At 59.7% G+C, this 24,258-nt stretch carries 22 protein-coding genes and 1 pseudogene; 12 read left to right on the top strand and 11 right to left on the bottom strand.

All coding sequences use genetic code 11. The features are described from left to right. Window position 1 precedes the first annotated feature (1 nt). A complete protein-coding gene (locus tag FW764_RS12745; protein WP_083359752.1) occupies window positions 2-703 on the top strand; it encodes an ABC transporter ATP-binding protein in 702 nt (233 codons plus the stop codon). A 50-nt stretch (window positions 704-753) separates the two neighbouring features. Here FW764_RS12745 and FW764_RS12750 read toward each other — a convergent pair whose 3' ends face one another. Further along, on the bottom strand, window positions 754-2,052 hold the full coding sequence (locus tag FW764_RS12750) for an MFS transporter (protein WP_446434232.1): 1,299 nt from the start codon (window positions 2,050-2,052) through the stop codon (window positions 754-756). A 617-nt stretch (window positions 2,053-2,669) separates the two neighbouring features. Here FW764_RS12750 and FW764_RS12755 point away from each other — a divergent pair. From FW764_RS12755 to FW764_RS12770, 4 genes are read left to right on the top strand one after another with little or no spacing between them, the layout of a single operon-like run. Beyond that, window positions 2,670-2,975: a BufA1 family periplasmic bufferin-type metallophore gene (locus tag FW764_RS12755; protein WP_069552052.1), complete on the top strand. Its 306-nt coding sequence runs from the start codon at window positions 2,670-2,672 to the stop codon at window positions 2,973-2,975. 23 nt (window positions 2,976-2,998) lie between these two features. Next, on the top strand, window positions 2,999-3,877 hold the full coding sequence (gene bufB, locus FW764_RS12760; protein ID WP_446434233.1) for an MNIO family bufferin maturase: 879 nt from the start codon (window positions 2,999-3,001) through the stop codon (window positions 3,875-3,877). Continuing rightward, window positions 3,874-4,650: an HvfC/BufC N-terminal domain-containing protein gene (locus tag FW764_RS12765; protein ID WP_446434234.1), complete on the top strand. Its 777-nt coding sequence runs from the start codon at window positions 3,874-3,876 to the stop codon at window positions 4,648-4,650. Before bufB ends, FW764_RS12765 begins: the two co-directional genes overlap by 4 nt. Next, the gene (locus tag FW764_RS12770; protein WP_446434235.1) at window positions 4,647-5,132 is read left to right on the top strand and encodes a DoxX family protein; all 486 of its coding nucleotides are present in this window, start codon (window positions 4,647-4,649) and stop codon (window positions 5,130-5,132) included. The genes FW764_RS12765 and FW764_RS12770 overlap by 4 nt, the downstream gene beginning before the upstream one ends. On the opposite strand, the gene FW764_RS12775 is transcribed toward FW764_RS12770, so the two are convergent. Continuing rightward, window positions 5,123-6,037 (bottom strand): LysR family transcriptional regulator, encoded by a 915-nt coding sequence (locus FW764_RS12775; RefSeq protein WP_446434236.1) that lies wholly within the window; start codon window positions 6,035-6,037, stop codon window positions 5,123-5,125. The two genes, FW764_RS12770 and FW764_RS12775, sit on opposite strands and share 10 nt — an antisense overlap. A 103-nt stretch (window positions 6,038-6,140) precedes the next feature. On the opposite strand from FW764_RS12775, the gene FW764_RS12780 reads away from it, so the two are divergent. From FW764_RS12780 to FW764_RS12790, 3 genes are all read left to right on the top strand, one after another. After that, entirely contained in the window at window positions 6,141-6,740 is a 600-nt protein-coding gene (locus FW764_RS12780; RefSeq protein ID WP_446434237.1) for a short chain dehydrogenase, read from the top strand. 97 nt (window positions 6,741-6,837) lie between these two features. After that, entirely contained in the window at window positions 6,838-7,509 is a 672-nt protein-coding gene (locus FW764_RS12785; RefSeq protein WP_446434238.1) for a COG3650 family protein, read from the top strand. Between the two features lie 106 nt (window positions 7,510-7,615). After that, entirely contained in the window at window positions 7,616-9,229 is a 1,614-nt protein-coding gene (locus FW764_RS12790; protein ID WP_446434239.1) for an NAD(P)/FAD-dependent oxidoreductase, read from the top strand. Between the two features lie 74 nt (window positions 9,230-9,303). On the opposite strand, the gene FW764_RS12795 is transcribed toward FW764_RS12790, so the two are convergent. Continuing rightward, complete coding sequence (locus tag FW764_RS12795; protein WP_446434240.1) at window positions 9,304-10,398, bottom strand: PLP-dependent cysteine synthase family protein; 1,095 nt, start codon at window positions 10,396-10,398, stop codon at window positions 9,304-9,306. 216 nt (window positions 10,399-10,614) lie between these two features. On the opposite strand from FW764_RS12795, the gene nhaA reads away from it, so the two are divergent. The 3 genes and pseudogenes from nhaA (at window position 10,615) to FW764_RS12810 (ending at window position 13,619) form a co-directional block, all read left to right on the top strand. Further along, window positions 10,615-11,790, top strand: a complete 1,176-nt coding sequence (gene nhaA / locus FW764_RS12800; protein WP_446434241.1) for a Na+/H+ antiporter NhaA — start codon at window positions 10,615-10,617, stop codon at window positions 11,788-11,790. 206 nt (window positions 11,791-11,996) lie between these two features. Continuing rightward, window positions 11,997-12,761 (top strand): annotated as a pseudogene (locus tag FW764_RS12805) (MCP four helix bundle domain-containing protein); the annotation flags it as partial. 249 nt (window positions 12,762-13,010) lie between these two features. Further along, window positions 13,011-13,619, top strand: coding sequence for a methyl-accepting chemotaxis protein (locus FW764_RS12810; protein ID WP_446434496.1), 609 nt, complete (start codon window positions 13,011-13,013; stop codon window positions 13,617-13,619). 323 nt (window positions 13,620-13,942) lie between these two features. Here the strand turns inward: FW764_RS12810 and FW764_RS12815 are convergent, their stop codons facing one another. From FW764_RS12815 to dinG, 6 genes are all read right to left on the bottom strand, one after another. After that, the gene (locus FW764_RS12815) at window positions 13,943-14,407 is read right to left on the bottom strand and encodes a glycine zipper 2TM domain-containing protein (protein WP_016970370.1); all 465 of its coding nucleotides are present in this window, start codon (window positions 14,405-14,407) and stop codon (window positions 13,943-13,945) included. A 262-nt stretch (window positions 14,408-14,669) separates the two neighbouring features. After that, window positions 14,670-15,317, bottom strand: coding sequence for a pyridoxamine 5'-phosphate oxidase (gene pdxH / locus FW764_RS12820; RefSeq protein WP_446434242.1), 648 nt, complete (start codon window positions 15,315-15,317; stop codon window positions 14,670-14,672). Window positions 15,318-15,344: 27 nt separating this feature from the next. Further along, window positions 15,345-16,511, bottom strand: coding sequence for an OmpA family protein (locus tag FW764_RS12825; RefSeq protein WP_446434243.1), 1,167 nt, complete (start codon window positions 16,509-16,511; stop codon window positions 15,345-15,347). 144 nt (window positions 16,512-16,655) lie between these two features. Then, window positions 16,656-17,801, bottom strand: coding sequence for a serine hydrolase domain-containing protein (locus tag FW764_RS12830; RefSeq protein ID WP_446434244.1), 1,146 nt, complete (start codon window positions 17,799-17,801; stop codon window positions 16,656-16,658). An 82-nt stretch (window positions 17,802-17,883) separates the two neighbouring features. Then, window positions 17,884-20,181, bottom strand: coding sequence for a beta-galactosidase (locus FW764_RS12835; protein WP_446434245.1), 2,298 nt, complete (start codon window positions 20,179-20,181; stop codon window positions 17,884-17,886). Between the two features lie 98 nt (window positions 20,182-20,279). After that, on the bottom strand, window positions 20,280-22,424 hold the full coding sequence (dinG, locus tag FW764_RS12840; RefSeq protein WP_446434246.1) for an ATP-dependent DNA helicase DinG: 2,145 nt from the start codon (window positions 22,422-22,424) through the stop codon (window positions 20,280-20,282). A gap of 99 nt (window positions 22,425-22,523) precedes the next feature. Here dinG and FW764_RS12845 point away from each other — a divergent pair, with 99 nt between their 5' ends. Further along, window positions 22,524-22,988, top strand: a complete 465-nt coding sequence (locus tag FW764_RS12845; protein ID WP_446434247.1) for a CopD family protein — start codon at window positions 22,524-22,526, stop codon at window positions 22,986-22,988. A gap of 101 nt (window positions 22,989-23,089) precedes the next feature. Here FW764_RS12845 and FW764_RS12850 read toward each other — a convergent pair whose 3' ends face one another. Next, complete coding sequence (locus FW764_RS12850) at window positions 23,090-23,848, bottom strand: collagen-like protein (RefSeq protein WP_446434248.1); 759 nt, start codon at window positions 23,846-23,848, stop codon at window positions 23,090-23,092. Next, window positions 23,841-24,134, bottom strand: a complete 294-nt coding sequence (locus tag FW764_RS12855; RefSeq protein WP_446434249.1) for a DUF1145 domain-containing protein — start codon at window positions 24,132-24,134, stop codon at window positions 23,841-23,843. The genes FW764_RS12850 and FW764_RS12855 overlap by 8 nt, the downstream gene beginning before the upstream one ends. Between the last annotated feature and the right edge of the window lie 124 nt (window positions 24,135-24,258).

A 24,258-nucleotide genomic window follows, 5' to 3' on the forward strand; every position in this document is an offset into this window, starting at 1 on the left:
AATGCTGCAATTCGAAAACGTTTCCACTTTCTACGGCAAGATCCAGGCCCTGCACAGCGTCAACGTCGAAGTGCGCCAAGGTGAAATCGTCACACTGATCGGCGCCAACGGTGCCGGCAAATCGACCTTGCTGATGACCCTCTGCGGTTCGCCGCAGGCCCACAGCGGCAGCATCCGCTACATGGGTGAAGAGCTGGTGGGCCAGCAGTCATCACAGATCATGCGCAAAAGTATTGCCGTGGTGCCTGAGGGCCGTCGGGTGTTCTCGCGCCTGACCGTGGAAGAGAACCTGTCCATGGGCGGGTTCTTCACCGACAAGGGCGACTACCAGGAGCAGATGGACAAGGTGCTGCACCTGTTCCCAAGGCTCAAGGAGCGCTTCAGCCAGCGCGGCGGAACCATGTCCGGTGGCGAGCAGCAAATGCTCGCCATCGGCCGTGCGCTGATGAGCAAGCCCAAGTTGCTGTTGCTGGACGAACCGTCCCTGGGCCTGGCACCGATCATCATCCAGCAGATCTTCGACATCATCGAACAGCTGCGTAAGGACGGTGTCACGGTGTTCCTGGTCGAGCAGAATGCCAACCAGGCGCTGAAAATCGCTGACCGCGCCTACGTGCTGGAAAACGGCCGGGTGGTGATGCAGGGCACCGGGGAGCAATTGCTGACGGATCCGAAGGTGCGTGAAGCCTATCTCGGTGGCTGAGCCATTGAGGTAACAAAAAAACGGCCTTCGGGCCGTTTTTTTATCGCGGTTCAAAGCGTCGCGACCAACTCCCCCTTACCCGCGCGCTGGCCTGCCAGCATCAATGCCCCGCCCAATAGCAACAAGCCCGCCGCCAGGAAGGTATACGCGCCGTACACATCCAGCGGCGCGTCGAAATAGGCTATGACACGCTGTGCCACATTTAACGTCTGAGAGCACACCAGCGTGCCGGTTAATGAGGCGATGGCCAGCACCGGCGTGACCGTTGCAGACACACGCCCCATGTAACCTTCCGGCACGGCTTCCTGGAGCATCGGCCCTTGCACAATCGCAAACACCGAGAAGAACAACCCACAGCTGAACATCAGCGCCCAGGCCAAGTAAAACGGCGGATGCAGCGAATACGCCAGGTAGCTGAACCCCATGCACAGCAACGCAAGGGTAAAGGCCTGGCGCGTGCTCAATGACTTCAACAGCGGCCGGACCAGCACGGCAGCAATCAACCCGCCGACAGGGAACGCCGCGAGAATCAGGCCGTATTCATAAGGGCTCAAGCCCAAGGTTTTGAATGCATACAAAGACAATGCGACGTTATTGACCCCCAAGGAAAACCCGTATAACGCCACACCGATCAACAACGTCCTAATCGAGGCGTGCCCCCAGGAAAACCGTAGCCCTGCGAGCACTCCATGCCAGAAGGGCAGCCGTTGTTGCTCGGCCAGCAAGGTCCGGCGCAGGCCCTGGGTAGACGCTATGCACAGGGCCGAACAGGCAAAAGCCAGCACATTGATTAGCAGTGCCAGGGCGGGGCCCACCCACACAAATAATGCCGGCCCAAGGGACGCCGACAACACTGAAATGCCCGTCAGGGAAAACATCGCCTTGGCCGATGCCTCAACGCGTCGTGCCGAAGGGATGACCACTTGCATGATCGCCTGGCGTGATGGGTTGAAAAACTGTGCAGCCGTGCTGTTCACCAACAACAAGAGCAGAACGCCAACGAGCACTTGCATCGGGTCCAGCCTGGCCAGTGAATAGATCACGAAAAAGATCAGGAAGTTGAGCACCCGAATCCCATCCGCCGCGATCATCACGTGCAGCGGGGCCATCCGATCGACCCAAGCCCCGGCCAGTGGGGCCACCCATACACGCGGAATAGCAGAGGCCGCCACCGCCAGGCCTACAGCTGTCGGCAAGAACGCACTGTCGTGAAACAAGTCAGTCACCAGCCACACAATGACGGTGCTCTCGAAAACGAACTCGCCAAACGATGAGAGGGCTTGCCCCAGCCACAAGAATGAGAAATTTCTGCTGATGAAAAAATCTGCAAAGCGGTTCTTCACAGCCACATTACCTTATTGGTCGTAAATACGTTCAAAGGACTCGCAACCCCAGGGCACAGGACTTGATGGGTTCGGACATACCGAATCTGGCAGCGATTTCGAGGGCCGCCACCGCATTCTTGTTACCTTTAACCGCTTCCCCGATAGCGTTGACACAGCACTATGCCAGCCAAAAAACATCAGATTAAAAACACCCGACAAGCGCATGACTCGCGCCCTTCCCCATTCAAACGTCCACGACACATAGGCATTACCCCCCCACACAGGGCCTAAATAACACCGCCCGCTTTCTTTTGAGATATCGAAAATCCGCACTTATATTTAAAAAACAGAATCTATTTAATGAAGCCATCGGTACTTAAACCCTATCAGATGAAACGTTACCCGTTACCGAAAACAGCGTTAACCGAACGTCGTTCATTAGGCTTTTATTTGGCTTGGTAAATAGCCACGCAAGGAAACACCTCAACGCCCGAGCCCGAGTATTCAGGGGCGAGTGATCGCGGCGGCTGGCGAACTGAATTTTTTTTGCCAGCCGCTGTAACGCATGGGGGTGCCCCAACTCTAGAGGGGTAAGCAAGCAAAAACGCTTCCTTACCCAACCTCACTGCTGGAGTTACACCATGACGACTAAATCCCGTTCGCTGTCCGCCGCCACCCTCGTTCTGGCCCTGGGTTCGGCCCTGAGCCTGTCCGCCCTTACAAGCACCGCGCACGCCGCCGATGACATGCAGAAATGCTTTGGTGTCGCCGAAGCCGGCAAGAACGATTGCGCCGCAGGCGCTGGCACCTCCTGCGCCGGCACCTCGAAACTCAAAGACCAGGCCAACGCTTGGAAGCTGGTCCCTGCCGGCACCTGTACCAAAACCCCGAGCAGCACCTCGCCGACCGGTTTCGGCCAGGAAGCAGCCTTCACCGCCAAGTCCTGAAACAGCCCTCGGCCTGAGTACTGATGATGACGCTTTTTCCCCAACACACGGTCTCACCGGCTCAGGTGCCCGGCCTCCCTTACAGGTCCGGGCTGGGGCTGAAGAACGAGCACTTCATCGAAGTGCTCGAGACCTCGCCCGACATCGGTTTTTTTGAAGTGCACGCCGAAAACTACATGGTCGCCGGCGGCCCGTTCCACCATTACCTGGGGTTGATCCGCGAGCAGTACCCACTGTCGTTGCACGGCGTGGGTCTGTCCATCGGCGGCGAAGGCCCGTTGAACCGTGAGCACCTGGCACGGTTGGCTACGCTGATCGAACGTTATCAACCCCACTCTTTTTCCGAACACCTGGCCTGGTCCAGCCACGGCCCGGTGTTTCTCAACGACTTGCTGCCCTTGGCTTATGATGCCGCCACCCTGAAACGGGTGTGCGAACACATCGACCAGGTGCAAAGCACGCTCAAACGTCCGATGCTGCTGGAGAACCCGTCGACTTACCTGCAATTCCAACACTCCACGTTGGACGAGACGGACTTTATCAGTGCAATCATCCAGCGTACCGGCTGCGGCCTGCTGTTGGACGTCAACAACGTCTATGTGTCGTGCATCAATCACCAGCGCGATCCACTTTCCTACATCGACGCGCTGCCATTGGGCGCAGTGGGAGAGATTCATCTAGCCGGTTTCGCCGAAGACACTGACAGCCTTGGTGACCGCCTGCTGATCGATGATCATGGCGCACCGATCGATAACGCCGTATGGCAGCTGTACGAACAGGTCCTCACACGCACCGGGCCAGTGGCCACGCTGATCGAGCGGGATAACCAGGTGCCGGCTTTCCGTGTGCTGCACGCCGAAGCCCAACAGGCCGACGGTTACTTGTCACAGGTGAACGTATGAGCCATCACGCTACGTTTACTACTGCGTTGCTCGCGCCCGACCAGCCCTGTCCCGACGCTCTGTTCAGCAGCAACGGTGCCGACCCCGCCAGTCGTTTTGCGGTGTACCGCAACAATGTCCACAGTTCATTGATCAACGCGCTGGCGACGGCTTACCCCGTGACCTTGCAATTAGTCGGCGATGAGTTTTTTAGCGCCATGGCTGGCCTGTTTGTACGGACGTGCCCGCCTACCAGCCCACTAATCAACGAGTACGGCAGTGCGTTCGCAGCCTTCATTCAGGACTTTGAGCCAGCCGCCAGCGTGCCCTATCTGGCCGATGTCGCACGGTTCGAGCGCTTGCGGGTGCGCGCCTATCACGCGGCGGATAGCCAACCGCTGGACCAGCAAGCCATTCTTCAAGCGCTGCAAGGCCAAACAGAACTGGGGAAATTGCGCCTGCACCTGCATCCCTCCCTGGCCACCTTGAATTCCAGCTACGCGGTAGTGGCCGTTTGGGCTGCGCACCAGACAGAAGGCGCAGTGGCCACCTTGAATCCCTGGCACGCCCAAAGCGCGCTGGTGTTGCGCCAAGGCTTGGCGGTCAAAGTGTTCGCCATCGACAGGGGCTCAGTCGCGTTTATCGACAGCCTGAAGCAGGGCATACCGCTGGAAATGGCGGTGGAACAGGCCGTGCAAGCCTCAGCCGAATTCGACCTGCACCAATGCCTGACCCTGCTGATCAGCCACGACGCCATTACTCATTTGCACTCAGAACAAAAGGTATCGCCATGAACACCTCCCCTTCTTGCCTGGTTAGACGCGCTATCGCACTGCTCGAGAAAATCCCCTACAGCTTGATCGCATTTCTCGCACGTTTTTCCATTGCAGCCGTGTTCTGGAAGTCCGGGCAAACCAAGGTGGAAGGCTTTGCCATCGACCTGATCAGCGGCACCTTCCAACTCGGCGAACCGCGACTGGCCGCGTCAACCTTGCCGCTGTTTCGCAGTGAATATCACGTGCCCTTGCTGTCACCGGAAGTAGCCGCGCACATGGCCGCGTTTGCCGAGCACTTTTTCCCGGTGCTGATCCTGGTGGGCTTTGCGACACGCTTCTCGGCGCTGGCCCTGATCGGTATGACCCTGACCATTCAACTCTTCGTTTACCCGGACGCCTACCCAACCCACGGCACCTGGATCGCCGTGTTGCTGCTGTTGGTCGCCAAGGGCCCGGGCCGCGTGTCCATCGACCACCTGATCTCACGCCGCTACCGCTGAAGCCGATCCAGGGCTTCGCCGCTGCGCTTGAACCAATCCACCAGGTAATCGGCCAGTACCTGGGTGCGGCGCGGCAAGCCGCCCTGATAAGGGTGAACCAGGTACATCGGCATGCTCCGCGTCTGATAATCACGCAGGAGCCAGCGCAATCGACCGTCAGCCAGTTCGGCAGGTAATACGTAGGACGGCAGGCGGGCGATACCGGCACCGACCAGCGCTGCTTTTTTCAACAGGTTGTAGTGGTTGGAGGCAAATGTGCCAGTGACCCGCACGCGCAGCAGCTCATGCTGCTGGTGATACAGCCATTCTTCACGCCCGCTGTAGTGGCTGTTGAGCAAGCAGGCATGGGTGGCCAGATCCGCCGGGGTCAGCGGCTCGCCATGTTGCTCCAGGTAGGCCGGGCTGGCGCAGGTCATCTCGTGCCAGGCCAGCAGGGGCTTGGCCACCAGCCGCTCGTTTTCGATAGCCCCCAAACGTACACCTAAGTCAAAGCCGTCGCGTGCCAGGTCTCGGTAGCTGTTGTTCAATTCCAGCTCGATCTGCACCTGCGGGTATTGCTTCGAAAACTCCAGCAGCAAGCCATCAAAGAAGGTTTCCCCTAACGAAACCGGAACCGTCATACGCACCGGCCCGGCCAAGTCGTCCTTCAGCCGCGCCAATGCCTGACGGGCGCGCTCCACTTGTACCATCAGCGCCTGGGCCTGGGGCAACAATGCCGCACCGGCTGCGGTAAGGCTGAGCTTGCGGGTGGTGCGGTGCAACAGCAGCACGGAAAACTGCGCTTCCAGCTGACTGATGCGCTTGGACAACTGGCCCTTGCTGCACCCCAGTTGTTCGGCCGCGACAGTGAAACTGCCAGCTTCGATCAGTACCGCAAAGGCCGCCAGGTCATCCATCTCGCTCATGGATTGTTTCCAATTGAGAACCAAAGGTTGCCTATTAGCGCGTTTATCCACCTGAAAAGCCACACTAGACTGAACCTTCACTTACCCTTGGAGGAACCGCACGATGAAAATCCTATTGATTGGTGCCAGCGGCACAGTCGGCTCGGCAGTCAAGGCGGAACTGGCTCAGCGTCACGAAGTGATCAGCATTGGTCGCACCAGTGGTGACTTCCAGGTGGATATCAGCGACAGCGCCTCGATCCGTAAGCTGTTCGAACAGACCGGCACCTTTGACGCTCTGGTGTGCGCGGCGGGCAGCGTGAATTTCGTAGCGCTGGGTGACATGAGCGAAAGCGATTTTGAACTGGGCCTGCGCGACAAACTGATGGGCCAGGTCAACCTGCTGCTGATCGGCCGTGAGTATGCCAACGACGGCGCCTCGTTCACGTTCACCAGCGGCATTCTCAACCGTGACCCGATCCGCACCGGCGCCTCGGCCGCGCTGGTCAATGGCGCGATTGATGCTTTCGTCAAAGCGGCAGCGATCGAATTGTCACGCGGCCTGCGCGTCAACTCCGTTAGCCCGACAGTCCTTCTGGAGGCCATGGGCAGCTACGCGCCGTATTTCCGTGGCTACAAACCTGCTCCGGGCGCCGATGTGGCATTGGCTTACGCGAAAAGTGTCGAGGGCCTGCAGACCGGCCAGACCTTTATCGTCAGTTGAATGCACCTTCTGTAAGAAACACCTGAAGCTGGCCAGCGGGCTTGTGGTGCGGCGTCAGCCTGCGTAACGTGGCGGCACTTGTTTGGAGACCCGATAAATGCGCGCCGCCCGTACCCTAGCTCTGTTTGCCTTGCTGCCCCTGTTCACCGCCTGCCAGATGTTCGAGAGCGAGCCGGCCAAACCCTCTACTGCGGGGCTGACGCGCATGCAGGGTGAGCTGACCGCAGTCGGCGGCAAGCTGTTGTTCCAGCCTTGCGGTGACAAACGCAACTACGTGGTCAACGACACGGGCGGCACCAGCATCCTGCAGGAAGCCGCTTCCTTGGCTGGTCAGCAAGGTGCGCTGTTTGCCGATTTACGTGGCAAATTCTCCGGAGTTGCCAGCGGTACCCAGGGTTCGGTGGACCTGCAACAGCTCTATCGCATGGAACGTTCGACCTCAGCCTGCAACGACCCGGACTTCAAACGCATGGTTCTGCGGGCCAACGGTCATAAACCCGCCTGGGCCATGAACGTCACCGCCAAGGGCATGGTGCTGGAACGCGAAGGCCAACCGCCACTCGCAGTACCCTTTGTAGAAGAGCAACTGGGCGACGGCCGTTTCAACCTGATGACCGAAGCCAATAACCAGCGCATAGAACTGTGGGTCGCCCCACAGCGCTGCATCGACAGCGTCAGCGACAGCCTGCAACACATGACTGCCGAGTTGCGGGTCAACGGCCAGGTCCAGCGTGGTTGCGCAGCATTTGGCGGTTCACGCGACGACTGATTCAGCACTGCGCTGTTTTAACCTGACGGAAAACCACCATTGGGGCTTATAATCGCCGGTTTGCAAAACAGCCGGCCTTTTTGTCCGCCGCCTACCGGATCCCGTCATGTTACGAATCACCGAACTCAAGCTGCCCATCGACCATCCCGAAGAAGACCTGCGCCCTGCCATCGTGCAGCGCCTGGGCATCGCCAGTGATGACCTGCTCGATTTCACCCTGTTCAAGCGCAGTTACGATGCCCGCAAAAAATCGTCGGAGCTGTGCTTCATCTACACCGTCGACCTGAACGTGAAGGGCGAAGCCGCCTTGCTGCTCAAATTCGCCGATGATCGCAACATCAATCCGGCGCCGGACGTCAGCTACAAGGTGGTGGGCCAGGCGCCACAAGGCCTGGTCGAACGCCCGATCGTGGTGGGTTTTGGCCCGTGCGGGATCTTCGCCGGGCTGCTGCTTGCGCAGATGGGCTTCAAGCCGATCATCCTCGAGCGCGGCAAAGAAGTGCGTCAGCGCACCAAAGACACCTGGGGCCTGTGGCGCAAAAACGTACTCAACCCTGAGTCCAACGTGCAGTTCGGCGAAGGCGGCGCCGGGACCTTCTCCGACGGCAAACTCTACAGCCAGATCAAGGACCCTAAATTCCACGGTCGCAAAGTGCTGCACGAGTTCGTCAAAGCTGGCGCGCCAGAAGAAATCCTCTACGTCAGCAAGCCACACATTGGTACCTTCCGCCTGACCGGCGTGGTGGAAAACATGCGCCAGCAAATCATCGCCCTGGGCGGTGAAGTGCGTTTCGAACAGCGCGTTACCGACGTGCTGATCGAAGAAGGCCAGTTGAATGGCGTGGTGATCGACGGCGGCGAGCAGATCCTCTCCAAGCACGTGATCCTGGCCCTGGGCCACAGCGCCCGCGACACGTTCCGCATGCTGCACGGACGTGGCGTGTACATGGAGGCCAAGCCGTTCTCGGTGGGCTTTCGCATTGAACACCCGCAATCGCTGATCGACGCTGCACGCCTGGGCAAATATGCCGGGCACCCGAAACTGGGTGCGGCCGACTACAAACTGGTGCACCACGCCAAGAACGGCCGCTCGGTCTACAGCTTCTGCATGTGCCCCGGCGGCACGGTGGTGGCGGCTACCTCCGAGCCGAACCGCGTCGTGACTAACGGCATGAGCCAATACTCGCGTAACGAACGCAATGCCAACTCCGGCATCGTGGTCGGCATCACGCCTGAAGTGGACTACCCGGGTGGCCCGCTGGCCGGCATCGAGTTACAGGAGCGTCTGGAGTCCCACGCTTATATCCTCGGTGGCAGCAACTACGAGGCGCCCGCACAACTGGTGGGCGATTTCATCGCTGGCACGCCGTCCACGGCCATTGGCAGCGTGGAACCGTCATACAAGCCAGGGGTGTTGATGGGGGACTTGGCCCTGGCCTTGCCGGACTTCGCCATCGAAGCCATTCGTGAAGCGCTGCCCGCGTTCGAGAAGCAGATCAAGGGCTACTCGCTGCACGATGCGGTACTGACGGGTATCGAGACGCGCACCTCGTCGCCGCTGCGGATTACGCGTAACGAGTCGATGCAGAGCTTGAACGTTAAAGGTTTGTTCCCGGCCGGAGAAGGCGCAGGTTATGCCGGTGGGATTTTGTCGGCAGGCGTTGACGGGATTCGGATAGCCGAGGCGTTGGCGCGGGATATGTTGGGCATCGAAGCCTGACGCAAAAGCTGAAAATACCGCAGTTCCAATGTGGAAGCAGGCTTGCTCACTCCCACATTGGGTCTTGTGGTGTTTCAGATGTTGGCGCGTAAAACGCTTTGCGGCAGTGGTTCGCCCTGTTCAACACTCGCCGCAACGGCCGCGATCAATCCGCCCAGTTCGTAGCCTTGCTCTGTGAGCCACTGCTGATCGTAATACGTGGTGGCATACCGTTCACCACCATCACACAAGATCGCCACGATCGACCCCGTCTCCCCCGCCGCTTTCATCTGCTGCGCCGCCACTAACGCGCCGATCAAGTTAGTCCCACTCGAACCACCCACCCGCCGCCCAAGCCGCTCGGCCAGGTAATGCATGGCCGCCAGTGACAAGGCGTCCGGCACCTTGACCATCGCATCAATCACCTTAGGCAAAAAACTCGCCTCGACCCGTGGCCGGCCGATCCCCTCGATGCGCGAGCCACACTCCAGACGCAGGCTGGCGTCGCCGCTCTGGTAGAAGTCAAAGAACACCGAACGCTCGGCATCGGCACACAGCACGCGGGTGCAATGCTGGCGATAGCGTACATAACGCCCCAGGGTCGCCGTGGTGCCGCCGGTGCCGGGGCTGGAAATCAACCAGCTCGGCTCAGGGTAATGCTCAAAACGCATCTGCTGGAAGATCGACTCGGCGATGTTGTTGTTCGCCCGCCAGTCGGTAGCACGTTCGGCATAGGTGAATTGGTCCATAAAGTGACCGCCACTTTCCTGCGCTAACCGTTCGGACTCGGCGTAGATCTGGGTCGGATCCTTTACTAAATGGCTCTTTCCACCGTAAAAGGCGATCTGATCGATCTTCGATTGGGACGTCGTGGCTGGCATCACCGCGATAAACGGCAGGCCAAGCAAACGCGCAAAGTACGCCTCCGAAATCGCTGTAGAACCGCTGGAAGCTTCGATAACCGGCGCGCCTGGTTTGAGCCAGCCATTACACAGCGCATACAGAAACAGTGAACGCGCCAGCCGATGCTTGAGGCTGCCGGTGGGGTGGCTAGACTCGTCCTTGAAGTACAACTCGATACCCGGCAACCCCGGTAATGGCAAAGGAATCAGATGCGTGTCGGCACTACGCTGGAAGTCCGCTTCGATGATACGAATGGCTTCGCGGGCCCAGGTACGGTGGTCACTCATAAGGTGCGTCTCTAAAGATTTCAGCCTTGATTTTAGGGGTTTTCCTAAACTGCACACAGATACAGTGACGACTCAAATAGACGCACAATTGCTAGGCTTTGCTGCAGTGCCAAGGCGACCTGCCGTTTATAACAAATAAGAATATAACTTTTGTTTTAACAACTAACAGTACGGGTTAGGGTAGCCACTTATTGAACCTGGATTGGAGAGCGTCCCTTGCCTCTGCGTAGCACTTTCACCCGTTTCTTCCAGCTGGAAGCCGCCAGCGGCCTATTGTTGATCGCCGCTGCCGCCTTGGCGCTGATCATCAACAATTCACCGTTGTCGCACCTGTACAACGCCTTCCTCGACGTACCGGTGGTGGCACAAATTGGTGCGCTGAAAATCGCTAAACCCGCCCTGCTGTGGATCAACGACGGCCTGATGGCCCTGTTCTTCCTGCTGATCGGCCTGGAAGTTAAGCGCGAGTTGCTCGACGGCCACCTGTCCAAGCCCTCGCAAGTGGTGTTGCCAGGTGCTGCGGCCATTGGCGGCATGGTCGTACCGGCGCTGATCTACTGGGCGATCAACAAGGACTTCCCGGCGGCGCTCTCCGGCTGGGCTATCCCAATGGCTACCGACATTGCTTTCGCCTTGGGTGTGTTGGCGCTGCTGGGCAAGCGGGTTCCAGTGTCGCTGAAGCTGTTCTTGATGACCTTGGCCATTATCGATGACCTCGGTGCAATCATCGTCATCGCCGTGTTCTATTCAGCCGACTTGTCGGGCGCCGCCCTGGCGGGTGCAGGCGCTTGCCTGATTGCTTTGATCGCGATGAACCGCCTGGGCGTGATCAAACTCGGGCCCTACCTGATCATCGGCATGATCCTGTGGGTGTGCGTGCTCAAGAGTGGTGTGCACGCCACGCTGGCCGGGGTAACTCTGGCCTTCTGCATTCCGATGCGCACTAAGAATGCCGAGACCTCGCCGTTGATGACGCTGGAACACGCCCTGCACCCGTGGGTGGCCTACGCTATCCTGCCGCTGTTCGCGTTCGCCAACGCCGGCGTGTCCCTCACCGGCGTCAGCCTGGAGAGTTTCACCCATCATGTGCCTCTGGGTATCGCTGCTGGCCTGCTGATCGGCAAAACCGTCGGCGTGTTCGGCCTTACCTGGTTCGCGATCAAGACGGGCCTTGCTGCCCTGCCCAGTGGTGCGAACTGGGGCCAGGTGTTCGGGGTGGCGATCCTGTGCGGTATCGGCTTCACCATGAGCCTGTTTGTCGGCTCCCTGGCCTTTGTGCCGGGCGCCAGCGAGTTCGCGGGTGAAGATAGAATGGGCATCCTCACCGGGTCGATCCTGGCGGCTTGTATTGGTTATGCAGTAACGGCGATGGCGAGTCGCAAAAAAGCCTGAGCCTCTGAAACACCCCAAAAACCCCAATCGGTCATCCGGTTGGGGTTTTCTAGTTCCGCTGCCTACGTTTAGCCAGCAATCCGCCTGCGCGGCCTAAAGACTTTCATCCTCGCGCCGACTAGCTGTTATGGCGATTTCACCGTCCCGGCCTGGGATACCCGCCCGACCTTGCTCCCCAACGCGTTTACAGCCCGAGCGCCAAGCCTATGTTCCTGAGAAATATAAGAATCGCAGCCAGAGCCTTCATCGGCTTCGCCGCTATTGCGTCACTGAGTGTGTTTCTCGGCCTGTTCGCCCTCAAGCAGATTGGCGAAGTTCAGTCCCAGGCGACAGACATTCAAAACAATTGGATGCAGCGCGTCAGACTACTGGCCTTGGCGAATGCTTCACTCGATCGTTTTCGCCTCGGAGAAATGGCGCACATCCTGTCCTCAAGCGATGCGGATATGCAGACCTATGAAGACAAATCCGCAGGCCGCTTGAAAGCTGTGAAGGAGCAGATGGTTCAATATGCAGGACTACTGCGCACCGCCGAGGAAAAGTCACGCCTCGACGCGTTCAACCAGAGCCTGGAGGGCTATGCCAAGAACCACATCGAGATGCTCAAGCGCTCACGCTCAGGCGACAAAGCTGGCGCCCGCGACTTTCTCAACAGCATTCGAGAAAGCTATGAGCAGATGACCAAGAACTTCGACCAACTGATAGACCTCGCCAACAAAGGCGCAGAACAGGCCGGACGTATGTCCGAAGACGCTTACCAGCATGCTGTGAACGGTATCGCGATCGTCATCCTGCTGGTGAGTGCTGGCACTGTCTTGGTGGCGTGGTTACTGACCCGAAGCATTACCGGGCCGATCATGGAAGCGGTAAAGGTGGCCGAAACGATTGCCAAGGGCGACCTCACCCAGCCCATCACCCCCACGGGCAACGATGAGGCTACCCGCCTGCTCCGCGCGCAAGAAACCATGCGCAATAACCTGGTGCAGACCCTGCGGCAGATTACCGGATCATCCAGCCAACTGGCCGCCGCCGCAGAAGAGCTTAATGCCGTCACCGCCGAAGGTAGCCGCGACCTGCAGCAGCAACACGGGGAGATCGAGCAGGCGGCCACCGCCGTCACCGAGATGACCACCGCGATTGAAGAGGTCGCGCGCAATGCGGCCTCGACCTCAGACCTTTCGCAGGAGTCACGCAGCATTGCGTTGAAAGGCCAGCAGCGCATGGTCGAGGCGTTGAATTCGATCCAGGCCCTGACCCGTGGTGTTGAAGTCAGCTCCGGGCAAGTTGGCGGCCTGGCTGAACAGGCCAAGGGAATCGGCAAGGTACTCGATGTGATCCGCACCATTGCCGAACAAACCAATCTGTTGGCGCTGAACGCCGCCATCGAAGCTGCTCGCGCCGGTGAAGCCGGGCGTGGTTTCGCCGTGGTCGCTGATGAAGTGCGCGCCCTGGCCCATCGCACCGCCCAATCAACTCAAGAAATCGAGCAGATGATCGGCAGTATTCAGACCAATACGGCCAGTACCGTCAGCACTATGCTCGACAGCAGTAGCATGACCCAGCAGACCCTGGCCTTGGCCGAGCTGGCGCAACAAGCGCTGGCAGATATTCTGGCGGCCAACGATGAGATCAACGATCGCAACCTGGTGATTACCACGGCGGCGGCGGAGCAGGCAGACGTTGCTCGGGCAGTCGATCGCAATTTGCTGAACATTCAGCAGCTGTCGGTTCAGTCGGCGCAAGGCTCCACCCAAACGACGGCCGCCTCGCAATCCCTGGCCAGCCTGGCGTATGAATTGAACACGATGGTGAAGCACTTTCAGGTTTGAAGGGCGGCTTTAAACTTCACAATGCCTGGCCGAGCGCAGTCTCTGTGGCGAGGGCGCTTGCTCCCTCGCCACAGGCAAATTTCGACATACTCAGCCCTCCATGAGCTGGGCCTTACCTCCAGCCTACTTACCGGAACACCTGGGCTTTTGGCTACAGGTCATTGTCTCCTGTGAGTATGCAACCTCAGCCGCAAACTGAGTTTGCAATAGAAAACCGCCTTACTAAGGCGGTTTTTTATTGCCTGCGTTTTTTGGAAGATCACAGGTCATAAAAAACCCCAAGCGGTGACCCGGTTGGGGTTTTGTGTTTCTACAACCGCCGCTTAACGCGTAACGCGGCTGGTGCCGTTAACGGTCATGATGCGCACGCGGTCGCCAATGCGGAAGATTTCATTTTCCTGCACGGCTTGTACGTAGGCGCGCATGCTGCCGTCGTCTTCGCGAACGGTGATTTCCACACCTTGGGTACGGGTCAGGCCTTCTTCGGTGGCGGAGCCGAGCAGGCCGCCGGCTACGGCACCGATCACAGCGGTGACGATACTGCCACGGCCGCCGCCAATGGCGCTGCCGCCAACGCCGCCGATGACCGCGCCAGCAGCGCCGCCGATTGGGGTCTTGGTGCCTTCGATTTTCACCGGGCGCAGGGATTCAATGGTGCCCATGCGAACGGTTTGTACACGGCGCGCCTCGTCACGGGAGTACGAGTCGCCGGTCAGACTCGAGGCGCAGCCACCCAACAACAACGACAGGGTGGTAAAGCAGGCAACTAGTAAAACGGACTTACGCATAGCATCAACTCCAAAGGACAGGTATTCATTAGACGCCGCAGCTTGGCGCCTGTCACGGCAAGCACGTCAGAAAATTGCTTTCATTCAGCCTTAGTACAGACTGCCAGTACCAGAAAACTCGACGAACGGTAGCTCTCACCCTGCTCCAAATAATGTCATGGAAGCGTTGATCATTGTAGTCGCACAGCAAAACGCCGAAGCCTCTCAGTGAGAGACCTCGGTGCGGCAGACAGCATTCAGGAAAGGTGACGAAAGGTGAAGCTCAGGGCGCGAGGCGCTCACGAGTCCATTCGCCGGCTTGCAGGCGGTAGTTCAGACGGTCATGCAGGCGGCTGGCGCGGCCCTGCCAAAACTCAATGCGCTCGGGCAGCAGGCGATAGCCGCCCCAGTGCTCAGGGCAGTCGGGTTGGGTATCGCTGAAGCGCTGCTCGGTGGCCTTGAGCAAGTCCTGCAGTTCTTCGCGATCACGGATGACCTGGCTCTGCGGTGATGCCCAAGCGCCAAGACGGCTACCCAACGGGCGGACCTGATAATAAGCGTCCGACTCCTCAGGCGTGACCTTGACCACCCGCCCTTCGATACGCACCTGGCGCTCCAGGCTAGGCCAGAAGAACGTCATGGCCGCAAAAGGCCGCGCCGCGAGCTGTTCACCCTTGGCGCTCTGATAATTGGTGAAGAAGGTAAAGCCCTGCGTATCCAGACCCTTGAGCAGCAGGATGCGGCAGTGCGGACGCCCCTCCTGGTCGACCGTGGCCAAGGTCATGGCATTGGCCTCCACCGGTGGCTGTTCGGTTTTGACCGCGTCAGCGAACCACTGGTGGAACAACGCAAACGGCTCGCTCGGAGCCTGGGCCTCGCTCAAACCGTCGCGTGTGTAGTCACGGCGCATATCGGCCAGTGGCTGGGTCATGCGGCTTTATCCTTCTGGTTCAGCAGATCAGTTTTTCGCCTGGTCGTTGGCAACCGGTGCCGCGGCTTTGGCTTTGGCTGGTTTTTTGGCAGCTGGCTTGGCCGGGGCTTTTTTCGCGACGGGCTTGGCTGCGGTTTTCTTCGCAGCGGATGCCTTTTTCGCCGGCGCTTTTGCAGCTGGCGCCGGAGCAGGAACATTCTGCACAGCGACCATTTCCGCTACAGGCGGTGTCTTGCCCGAGTTGTACTTGCTCAGCAGGGCCAACATAGTTGTACGCTGAGTGAACATGATTTCCATGCGACGGTTCAGCGCACGCCCCTGATTACTGTCGTTGGCAGCACGCGGCATAAGGTCGCCCATGCCACGCAGCATGAGGCGATCTTGCTTCAGGCCGCTGAGGCTGAAAATCGAAGCGATGGACTGCGCGCGCTCGCGGGTCAAAGCCTGGCTCACAGGTTCGGCACCACTGGTGTCGACGTGGCCGAGAACCAGCACGGCGGTCTTGGGATCGGCTTCAACAGCCTTGGCGACACGGGTAAATGGCCCCAAGGTAACCGGCAGCAACATCGCTGGGCGTTTCGGGTTGTAGGAACCATCTACCGGAGCAATTACCACCAGTACGTTGTCGCGACGTTCCAGTTGCAGGTTGCTGTCCTTGATCGCAGCGCGCAGGCGCGGCTCATAGTCGTCCAGCCAGGCTTGGGTGATTTTCGGGTCCGGCATCGGCACGTTGGTCACGTCAACCTTGGCCAATGGCTTTGGCTTGCTTTCGAACGGCCACCACCATTTGGTCTCGGTGTCGGTCTTGGCGACAGCAGGCGCGGCGTCCGGAGTCGAAGCCGGCGTTGCGGCCTTGAGGTCGGCTTTCAGGTCAGCCTTGGCATCTGCGGCCTTTTCATCAGCGCTCTTGGAGAAAAACGGCCACCAGCTGGAGCCGGTGTCAGCTTTGGCTACCGGGGCGGCAGCAGCGGCAGGTGCTGGAGCCGCAGCTGCAGCAACCGGCGCGACAGGCTTAGCGCCTGCAGCAGGTTTAGCATCCGGCTTGGCATTGGTTTGGGTCACTGCGTCCTTGGTAGCAGCCTTGTCAGATCCAAATGACCACCAGTGCCCGCCTTCGGCATCACTTTGTGGAGTTTGTGCGCAGCCAGTAATAGTGAGGCACAGCGCCAGTGCCAAGGACTTGTTCGATAACATGAGATATCCACAAAATGAGAAAAAACCGGGGGGGTCTGGTTGACCCGTTAAACAGACGCTTACAGAACATTAAAGTTACGAAATTTCGTTCAGCGCCTTCTTATAGTTGCCTTTGTAACAAAAAAACGTGAAACAGCAAGCTCTTTACAGACAACCGGCCAATATTCCGACCAACTTCTGTGCACGCGGGTCCATAAGTACGTAAGGCCCCAGTGTATTAGTCGCAAAACCGAACGCTACATCATGTTCCGGATCGGCAAACCCCACCGAACCACCGGCGCCAGGATGGCCAAACGCACGTGGGCCAAGGCCGAACGTGGCATTGGGCAATTGCGGTTGATCCAACATACAGCCCAAACCGAAACGGGTTTGGGTCAATAAGGTTTTATCCGGTCCGACACTGTGTTCGCGGGTCAATTGTTCGAGCATGTCGCTTTCCAGCAAACTACCGTCCAACAAGCCACTATAAAAACCCGCCAGGCTGCGCGCATTACCATGACCATTTGCCGCTGGCTGCTGCATGCGCCGCCATTCGGGCTTATTAGTGCTGGTCAGAATGGACGGTGGATTGGCAAATGCACGCGTAGTCATGGCCGCAGGCTCGCGCATCATTACTTGCAGTAATCGTTGCGCAGCTTCATCGCCCATGTTGCCTTTGCTGCGCGCTATATGGGCAACACGATAAAACTCTTCATCCGCCAGACCTACATGGAAGTCCAACCCCAGTGGCCGCGCAACCCGCGCCACAATGGACTCGCCCGGGCCGCGCCCATCGGCGCGGCGCAGCAATTCACCGATCAGCCAGCCATAAGTGATGGCCTCGTAGCCATGCCCTTGGCCCGGCGTCCACCATGGAGCTTCGGCGGCCAGGGTGTCGACCATCAGTTGCCAGTCATACAATGCCTCGGCAGGCAGCATCTCGCGAATCGCCGGCAGCCCGGCCTGGTGGCAGAGCAACTGACGCAAGGTGATGGCTTCTTTACCGGCCGCCGCAAACTCTGGCCAATAGTCAGCAACGGGCGCGTCGAGTTTCAACTTGCCCTCCGCCACCAATTGCAGGGCTGTAACGGCAGTGAAGGTCTTGGTACAGGAGAACAGGTTGACGATAGTGTCGCTGTGCCAGGCCTCAGCCCCGTCCTTGTCCGCCGTGCCGGCCCATAGGTCGACGACGGTTTCGCCGCCGATCTGGATACACAGCCCGGCACCACGCTCCTGCGGGTCATCAAACAACGCGGCGAACGCTTCCCGTACCGCTTCGAACTGAAGTTCGTAATGACCCTGAATCTGCACCTGACCCGCCTCGGAAAACCCTGTAAGAAGTGGCCGTCATTGTTCCAGTCATCAGGGGTTTTGTGAACCCGTCAACGATAAATCAATGGCCGTTTCCAGCGTGCCCACCGGCGTGTCCGGCGCCCTGTCCCGGGCCTTTGCCTGCACTCCCCGACCTGCCGCCTTCACTCTCACGAACCACGCTGGCGGCCTTGGCCTTTTCCGCCTCTTTACCCAACTGATCGACCGCCGCCAGGTTGCTTTTACGCACGCTGTCGACAAAGCCCAGGAACGGCACATCGGTGATGCCGACAAGGCCAAAGTGGCCGTTCTCACCATCCAGCAGACGGCCGGTCACCGGTTGGTCCAAGTACTGGAACCAGTGCACGCCGACGATCGATGGCTCGGCCATGGCATGTTTGAGGAAGTTGCTGTAAGCCGCGCCGCGGTCTTCTTCCCTGGCCAATTGCGTCACACCGCCCCAGAACGGGCCACGGTCCGCCGAGCCGAAGTTGAACTCGGTGATCAGCACCGGCTTGTCCAGCGCGTGCAAAGCGTTAAAGTCATAACCGTCCTGCGGCTTGAGGGTATACATGTTGAAACTCAGCACATCGCAATACTGCGCGCAGGACGCCACGGCCTCCGGCGTGCTCACGGCATAACGGCCGCCCAGCAGCAACTGGTTGGGCGCGTGCCATTTCAGCGAATCGGAGATGGTTTTGAAATACGCATCGGCGAAGGTCTTCTGGAAGTATTTGAAGTCGGCTTCGATCTCCGGATGCTCAGGGTTTGGCATCGGCGGCTCGAAGCCTGGGTCTTCCATCAGCTCCCAGCCCGCCAGGTGAATGCCCCAAGCCTTAGACAGGCCGTCTTCATTGCGGTACTTATCGCGAAGTTGTTTGAGGAATGCGCGCTTGGCCGGTACGTCGGTGGTCATGCGCAGCGTGCCGTAGGCCAAGGCGTAACGGGATTTTGCATCGCCGCCAGGCCCGGCCCAGGCCAGCTCGTTGTCGGCAAAAAAGCCGATCAGCCAAGGGTCGTCGCGGTGATCGCGAGCAGCAATGGCCACGGCACGTTCAGTGGCCATGGCAAAACGCGGGTCGAACGGGTCGGGCATGCCGCCCCACCAGTCGGTGCCGGTGCTGATGCTGGCGTAGTCACCGACAATCGACAGCGCCAAGGTGTACGGCACGCGGTCGGCGCGGGCCAAACCTTCGTCGCTCCAGTTGCCTACGGTGTTGAAACCCCAGGCTTGCAGACGGTCTAGGGTGTGCGTGACCCAACGCTTCTGATCAAAACCGTCAGTGCCATAAGCGCGCTGCAGGTTGGCGCCATAGAAGTCGTACCAACGCCCTACATTGAAGCCCCGGCCTTGGTCGGCGCCGTTGCCGCCACGGTTATCGCCACTGCCGTAGTACTTATCGAACGGCTCGCCGGCCTGGGGCAGCGCGGAAAACATCCACTCGCGACCGGCCACATAAGTCTGGTTGTTGTCCGGCGCCACAGTGTTGACGCCCAGGGAGTAGAACGGATGGCCTTCCGGCGTCACCAGGTACCAGCGACCGTCGCGCTTTTCGGTGCGGAAAAAGCCGCTGGCGTCGAACGCCGGGCCTTTGTTCCAGCCGCCGTATTGGTCCAGGGAAGACTTGTCGCGCTCAGCCAGCCAGCCCTTGAGTTGTAGCTGCTCTTTGGCTGCTGCGGCCTTGAGTTGTTCGTCGCTGCTGACCTTTTCCGGCCAGCGCGCGCGGGTCGACTGGCCATACGCATCCACCAGTTCGCTGTAAGCCGCCTTCAGCACCGGCTCGCTGTCCTGCACCCCGAAGCGTTCCAGCAGGATACTTTGCGCGGCGTTCGGCTTGATCATCGACAGGGTGACCGACGCCACTTGGCTGCGGTCGATTTCCCCGGCGCTGCCGGCCAGCAATACGCGCTGGCCATCCACGGTGATCGGCATCGGCGGGCCGGCTCTCATGCCCTGGCTCAGCGGGTTATTGGCTTGAAGCGGGATCAGTAGGGTCTGGGCCGGGCCAGCTGGCAGATCGACGCGGCTGACCAGGGTTTTGCCGTCGGTGCTTTGCACTTTGACGTAGAGCGTCAGCGCCCAGTCCATGGCGCTTTGGATGCGCAGGCTCATGGCGCCGGACTGCGACCAGTCCCAGACACCGGATTGCGGGCTGAGCATCAGGCTCGGTTCGGCCGCCGGGTTGAAGGTGATGCGGCGCAGCACTTCGCCTTCGGGGGTTTGTTCGGCATTGTATTGCGGCAGGCTGGCGTCTTGGGTCGCCACCTTGACCACATCGGCAGGCCGCACGAAGTTGAACAGCGTTTGTTGTCCGGCGGGCGCGGCCATCAAGGGTGCGGCGAACAGCAAGGCAAAAAGAACAGGCAGCGTGCGAATCATACGAACAAGGTTCTCCCAAACGGCCGGTGAATGGCCTGATGACATAAATCGATAGCAGTGAGATAGACCACTAAGTGGGCGAGTTCGCCCACGGTGGCTCAAGAAATTTCGCGCCTGAAAGGCGGCAAAGCATTCAGGATAGCTTTGCCATAGCGCTGCGTGACCAAACGACGGTCGAGCAAGGTGATGGTGCCCCGATCTTCTTCGGTGCGCAGCAAGCGACCGCAGGCCTGGACCAGCTTCAAGGAAGCATCCGGCACCGAGATTTCCATGAACGGGTTACCGCCCCGTGCTTCGATCCATTCGGCCAAGGCCGCCTCGACCGGATCATCCGGCACCGAGAACGGGATCTTGGCGATCACCACGTGTTCGCAGTAGGCGCCGGGCAAGTCCACGCCTTCGGCGAAACTGGCCAGGCCGAACAGCACGCTGGAATCGCCACCATCGACGCGCGCCTTGTGCTTGTTCAGGGTTTCCTGCTTGGACAGGTTGCCTTGGATAAACACCTGCTTGCGCCAGTCGCGGTCAAGGCCGTCGAACACATCCTGCATCTGTTTGCGTGAGGAGAATAACACCAGCGTACCGCGCGAACCTTCGACCAACGCCGGCAGGTCGCGGATGATCGCAGCCGTGTGCGCCGCGGCATCGCGCGGGTCAGCCTTGAGGTCCGGCACCCGCAGCACGCCCGCGTCGGCGTGATGAAACGGGCTTGGGACCACGGCGGTGACGGCTTTTTTCGGCAACCCGGCACGCATGCGGAAGCGATCGAAAGTGCCCAAAGCCGTCAGCGTGGCCGACGTTACCAGGCAGCCGTAGGCCACGTTCCACAGATTGCGGCGCAGCATTTCGGCGGCGAGGATCGGGCTGGCGTTGACCTCGATATCAAACAGCGCGCCGCTTTCCGACAAGGTCAGCCAGCGCGCCATCGGCGGGTTGTCTTCCGGGTCTTCAACGGTGAAAGCGGTCCACAGCTCCCAGTTGCCTTGGGAGCGCGACAGCAGGCTGCCGAACAACGGGTACCATTCTTCGGCCTGGTTGCTGGCGATGCCGATGTTGACCTCGCCGTCCATACCTTCCTTGAGCAGGTCAGTCAAACGGGTAAACAGGTCGGTCAGGCGCGAAAAGCCCTTTTTCAGTTCAATGCCCATTTCGCGCATGTGCTCGGGGATCAATCCGCCGACAAAGCGATGACGCGGCCGCTCCCGGCCTTCCACGTCTTCACCGGGCTTGAAATCGGCGACCTGCTCGCAGGCACTGAACATGAATTGCTGCTGGGTCTTGATCTCCCGCGCCAGCTCCGGCACTTGCTCGATCAGCTTGCCCAGGTCGCCGGGCAGCGGGTGTTGGGCCAGCAGTTTGGTGAGGTTCTTGGCGGTGGTTTCCAGCCAGTCGGCGGTGGAGCGCAAGCGCGTGTAGTGGGCGAAGTGGCCGATGGCCTTGTCGGGCAGGTGATGGCCTTCGTCGAATACGTAAAGGGTGTCGCGCGGGTCCGGCAGCACGGCGCCGCCGCCCAGGGCCAGGTCAGCCAGGACCATGTCGTGGTTGGTGACGATCACGTCGACCTTGCCCATGCCTTCGCGGGCCTTGTAGAAAGCGCATTGGCCGAAGTTGGGGCAATGGCGGTTGGTGCACTGGCTGTGGTCGGTGGTCAGGCGCGCCCAGTCGGCATCTTCCAGGGCGGTGGGCCAACTGTCGCGGTCGCCGTCCCATTTATTCCCGGCGAGCTTCTCGATCATGCTGGTAAACAGCTTCTGGCTGACTTCATCAACCTCGATCTTGAAGCCTTCTTCTTCGAACAGCGACGCCGTGGCGGTTTGTGCGTGGCCTTCCTGCAGCAATACATCGAGCTTGGACAGGCACATGTAGCGGCCACGGCCCTTGGCCAGGGCGAAGGTAAAATTCAGGCCACTGTTACGCATCAGGTCAGGCAGGTCTTTGTAGACAATCTGCTCTTGCAGGGCGACGGTGGCGGTGGCGATCACCAGGCGCTTGCCGGCGGCCTTGGCGGTCGGGATCGCGGCCAGGCTGTAGGCCACGGTCTTGCCGGTGCCGGTGCCAGCCTCGACGGCCACGATTGCGGGGTCGCCACTGCGCCGACCTTCGTCGTCGGTGTCGATATCCCCGAGGACTTTGGCCACTTCGGCGATCATCAGGCGTTGGCCGTAGCGCGGTTTCAAGCTCTTGGCTTCGAGAAAACGCGAATAGGCGCCCTGGATCGTGGTTTTGAGTTCAGTACTGATCATGGATAGTCGGGCGCAAAAAACGCTGGATAAATTTTCAGTGGTTCGGATCGGCCGCTATCATACCCCGCTAATTAATCCCGCGCAGAACGGAGTACCACAATGACCGCGTTTAGCCTCGCTTACACCCTGCATGTACTGGCCGCCTTGATCTGGGTCGGCGGTATGTTTTTCGCCTGGATGATCCTGCGCCCCGCCGCCGTGGCGGCACTTGAGGGCCCTGCCCGGCTCAAGTTGTGGGCGAATGTGTTTCAACGTTTTTTCGTGTGGGTCTGGGTCGCGGTGCTGGTTTTGCCGATCAGCGGCATCGGCCTGCTGCAACTGCGCTTCAGCGGTTTTGAGACCGCGCCGCGTTACGTGCAGGTGATGATGGGCTTGTATCTGGTGATGACGGCGCTGTTTATCCGTATCCAGGCGTTGAAGTTCCCGGAGCTGCGCAAGGCGGTGGCGGCTGAGGATTGGCCAGCGGGTGCGGCTGCGTTGGGGCAGATTCGCAAGTTGGTGGGGATTAATCTGATTGTGGGGTTGGTGGTGGTGGCAATTGCTTCGGCTCGGCCGATGTTCTGAGGCAATCTTTATTCCGCCATCGCGGGCGGCCCGGCTCCCACAGGTAATTGCATTTCAATGTGGGCGTCGGGCTTGCCCGCGATGGCGTCAGATCAGGCGACTCAGAGCCGCTGAATAGTCACAGCCCCCGCTGGCCCTGCCGGCCCCGGTTGCCCTTCCAAGCCAGGCCGGCCTTTATCGCCGCCATCGGCGCGATACACCAGGCAACCCTTGGACTGCCCACCTTTGCCAGGCTTACCCGCCGTACCGGGCAAACCGCCTGCCCCGCCGTCCACCCAGACCTTGATCTGCTCAGCCGGGAAGCTTTGCGGCAGCTCGACACGCACGTGTGCACCCGCCGCGCCTGGCAGGCCATCACCGCCGTTATCACCGTTGGCACCACGCCCGGCTGAACCCCAGGTGCATCCCGGGTCGACGCCGTTGGCGCCATCCAGCCCGGCATAGCCTTGGGCACCGGCACCGCCACGGGCGTCCACCGACAGTTCTTCAGCGGCCAGAGCGTTAATGCGCAGGACCAAGTCACGCCCAGCTTTAGCAGGCCTTTCGTGGGTGCCGGGAGCACCGCGCGAGGTGATCTGGCTGCCATGTTCCAGTTGCGCGTTACGCACCTGTAATTGCAGCACAGTGTTGCCGGGGGCGATGGCGATGCGCGCCTCACGCCCCAAGTGCAACTCGTCCACAGAGACTTGGCTGATGGTCGCCGGCACCAACAATGTGCCGTAGTCGGCCACATCCAGGCGCTCCAGCTGCAACACGCTGGTACTGCTGGGCAGGCGCATCAGCGAGTTGGTTTCAACACTGACGTTCTGGGCCAGGGCAACGGGGCTGACCAACAGGGCCAACAGAAAAACCTTACGCATGATTGGCCTCCTTGTTCGTTTCATCAATGGCGGCAGGCGCCGACAGGCCCCGCACATGGAACATTCCCACCAACAGAATCTGCAAGCGGTCACGCCAGGGGTAGGCACGGTGTTTCAAGCTGCTGTTGAATAACAGCAACTCCAACAAGTGGGTAAGAAACAACAGGCTGCCGGCCAGGTTGACCAACAGGTGGAACGGATTGGCGAGCGGTATGAACAGATTGACCACCACCACGACCCAGAACAATACCGTCAGAAACTTTCCCAGCCCCCAAAACACCTTCATCCCGCATGCCCCTGCCTATTATTCTTTGGGCGCACAGTACCGACTTCTACAGGCGCTTTGCCAGTGAAGGATGAAAAAACTTGATAAAGGCTCGGTTTGCCTGCGGTTTCGGCGAGGATCGCCA

It is taken from the genome of Pseudomonas sp. 1152_12, assembly GCF_052850675.1.